The sequence below is a fragment of the Deltaproteobacteria bacterium genome (assembly GCA_020845775.1).
Classification (GTDB): domain Bacteria; phylum Bdellovibrionota_C; class UBA2361; order SZUA-149; family JADLFC01; genus JADLFC01.
Map to the genome: position 1 here is coordinate 1 of JADLFC010000187.1, position 3753 is coordinate 3753.

General features: G+C 45.5%; 3 protein-coding genes. All 3 read left to right on the top strand.

The window, feature by feature from the left end; genetic code table 11:
• Window positions 1–134 precede the first annotated feature (134 nt).
• Window positions 135–548, top strand: coding sequence for a hypothetical protein (locus IT291_11390; protein ID MCC6221832.1), 414 nt, complete (start codon window positions 135–137; stop codon window positions 546–548).
• 46 nt (window positions 549–594) lie between these two features.
• Window positions 595–1119: a hypothetical protein gene (locus IT291_11395; GenBank protein MCC6221833.1), complete on the top strand. Its 525-nt coding sequence runs from the start codon at window positions 595–597 to the stop codon at window positions 1117–1119.
• Between the two features lie 94 nt (window positions 1120–1213).
• The coding region (locus IT291_11400; protein MCC6221834.1) for a TraC family protein at window positions 1214–3753 on the top strand (2540 nt) is incomplete at its 3' end.

Sequence of the window (3753 nt, forward strand, 5' to 3'; positions counted from 1 at the left end):
TACCGTTTCCAAAAAGTAAGTTAAATATTTTACTTTTTGGAAACGGTATTTGTTGTTTATTGGCAAGTGCTTACGCACTTGCTGTTTATAGCATTTACAAAAATCCTTTTTGTAAATGCTATAAATACATTTGTTTGGCTATTTCTCTTGGATCTCTCAGTGCTTGTGCAAATAAAGCTTTTGAAGTTCTTAACCCTTATGCGGAAGCTTCCGATGTGGAGCTTGGTCAACGAAATAATCAAACAATCATCGAAGAGACTGGCATGGAGGGTGAGTCACAGAATGCTCGCCATGCATTAGAAGTTATGGGTTCATATCGCAGAGCTCAAGCTCCCCAACCAGCCTACCCAGTTGTTCAGCCGGCCGAGGTTCGCCTAATGTGGGTTCCGGATCATTTAAATAAGGCTGGAGATTTAGTACCGGCACATTACTACTACTTACGAGTTCTAAACGATCGCTGGGCTGTGCAGGATGCCTTCGATATGGAGGAACAGCTAAGACAGGGTTCTACAGGCGGTTCATCCAGCGTTCCCTGGGTTTATAAATAGTTTGCATAATGGTTACTCATTTGTCGCTTAAGGTTAACTAAGTAATATGAGAATAGCTATACAGCAGGAGTCAAAACTGAAAAACTACGCCAAGTTAATTTTGGCTTTTTCAGCTATTGCTCTTTGCTCATGTTCTAGGACTCAAGAGCCGATTATAAGGTACCAATATTATACCCCTGCATTTAGACCACATGGTCCAGAGGCCGTTTATAGCAGACTTACCTGGAGCCATCTTCCTCAGCCAATTCCTCGCCGAGCTGGTTCGATTACCGCATATGTTTCGCCGGTTTATTCTTTAGAGCTTCCTCACTCAAATTTTGCTGAAGCAATTCAGGCGATAGCTCAGACAATTGGATACGAGTGCTCGTATCCTCAGCATGTAGAAGGGAGAGCTATCTCCATTAAGACTACTGGTACGATAGACGAGCTGCTTTTGGAAATAGGTAAGCAAGCGGGCGTATCAGTAGAGCTAAACCATGAAGAACGCATTATTAGAATTGTCGACGATAGTGCACTTTCTGGCGTAGCTGGTTCATTTTTTGGAGGAGTCCTCCAGGGTGGTTTGTCTTAAAAGGCCACCTTCTGATTCCTCTCAAACAGGAGGGTAGTGGAGCGCTTATGGCTATTGCGTATTGCAACGGCTGTAATGGAAATGGTTTTTATTGATGAGCATTTATCGTTATAGGCGGCAAAGTTTGTATGAAGATGAGGCGCTGTTTGCGAATCTGCTGCCGTATGTAAAATGGGACACTAATAATTTCGTATTTCTACATGCCGATGCGTCTATTTGGTCTATTTGGCAACTTCAACCGCTACTGCTTACTTCCACGTCAGATGCACATGCTTTTGAAGCCTGCGCATCCGTTCAAGAGTTGTTAGATTCACTAGACGAGCAAATAAGTATCCAATTTAACTGGATTACAAACTTTGATATTCAAGACACGCTAGATAAGTGCATCAATGATTATCCTGCTAGCGGAGTTGCTGGCTGGATGGCAAAGCGATGGATGCGCCTCATGCGCAATGCCTCTTCGTCTAGCAACTTAGGCATTAGAGCTCGAAGGACGCGGCTTTTAATTAGCTTTAGATTCGATCCAGCATGGACCCGACGCACGCCTTTCGATGATTTTGTGTCCACGCTAAAGGCGCTCTTTAAAGGCCCCAAGGATCCAAACGAAAAAACCAATCGCAGTGATGAATATCAGCGCTATGTAGATAAGTTTCGTGGAGAGATTAGCGGAAAGATTTCTCGCCTAGGCGATATGGGCTTCGCTCCACGACTGGTCGATGGACAGAGTTTAATAGACATTCTCTACCCGATCTTTAATAGAAGGATGACCAAAGGAGGAAAATACAGGAGAGGACGCAATAACGCCGTACCAGCTCCTGAATTTGACAGCAGCGACATTCTTTCTAACCAAATTTCCGATACGCCAGCGTATCACCCAGAAGATGGCTTCATAGTAAAAGACGGCCGTGTATTCCATACGGTCAGCATGGTAAAGCCTCCCAAACAGTGCCTGCCACTGATGACAATTCCACTCCAAAGCATAGGAACAGAATCCATATTGAGCGTTAGTTATTCAAAAGATCCAAAGGATAAACAGTTAAGTCGCTTAGATCGGTTAGATTCAACACTTGGCTTGCGAGAAAGAACGGCCTTGGGACGAAGCAACCAAAAGATCTCACATCAAATTGCCACAATTAGACAAGCTAGAGAGGAGTTATACTCTAACAAATCGCAAATAGTGCGCGTTGGGGTGAATCACGTTCAAATTACTCAAACCCTAGACGAAGCTCGCAGAGCGTCCAGCGAGGCCCTTTCGCTTTTCCCAGCCATGAATGGAGCAAGAGCGATGTCGCACATGATTAGCGATATTGGGATGCTCATAAATTCCATCCCGGGTGCCTACGATCCGTCTACCGATGGACCAGGATGGACTTGCATGATGCGTTCCTCTCGAGCAGCTCGCTTACTTCCTCTTTGGGGTAACTGGAAGGGCAGCCAAAATGCCTTGTTTGTCCTTCCGACCCTATGGAACCGCGAACTAGTGCATTTCGATTTATTTGATTCAAATGTCGCGCCTAACGTAATAGTAAGTGGCGTATCAGGGGCTGGAAAGAGCTATCTGTTATGTTTCCTTCTCATCACATTAAACCGAGGACATTATTCTCAGCGTCCTGATGGCACTAAGGTTGAGCGCCCTCCGATTACATTTGTCTTTGACAAGGGCATGCCAAACCAACCTTGTGGATTTGAGCGCATTGCGAAACTTTTTGGTGGTCGTATTTTCCACGCGACTCCGTCGCGCGCACCGGCAATGAATTTCCTAAATCGGCTAGGCCGACTAGACCCGGATAGGACTGACGAAAATTTTAAGGATTTGTTTGCGATCTGCGTCGATATACTCTGCGACATGGCATCGGAAAACAACGTCCCATTAAACCGCCTGCAGAGAAACGAGATTATCGAGTCGCTGACCGAAGCTCATTATAGGTATCGCCATGGCCCGATGGATCGAGAGTTCCTCTTGCGAGACGTAATGAAGATCCTGAAGGAACCTCCGCGGCCAAACGAAACGGAACAAAGTTTTAGGCAGCGCCAAGAACTAGCCATCTTAATGCGCGAGTATTACGGCGACGGAACCTACGCTCGCTTTTTTGACCGCGCCGGTGCTTTGGAGCTAAAGGAACGATTTATAGTCTTTGACTTAAAAGGCTTAAATAGAGACCCAGATCTACAGCGAGTATTTCTAAAAGTAGCAATGCTGTGGGCAGATACAGTAATGAACGACCCTGTTGAATTAGATACTCGCAAGCTCTTAATTTTTGACGAGGCTCACGACTTGGTAGGAAAAACCGCCGCTGGAGTAGTAGAAGCTGCATTTCGACTCTATAGAAAGCGAAAGGGCATTGTAATAGCCGCTTCGCAATCCGGCGAAGATTTTTATGCCGGCGAAGGTGGTCAAGCGATAGTTCAGAATAGCTCGCATAAGATTTTCCTGCGACAGGATCCAGCCAAATTCCACCTAACCGCGCAAGCTTTTAATCTCAACCCTCAGCAAGCTGACACCATTATGCGCCTTAACACACTAAAAGGCATTGAGTCGCAGTTTTTCTTATTGTCAGACATAGGTGAGGCAGCCTTAGTATTGCCGCTAGAGCCGGCCTTCTATTGGGTTTCCACTAATAATGGCGATGATAA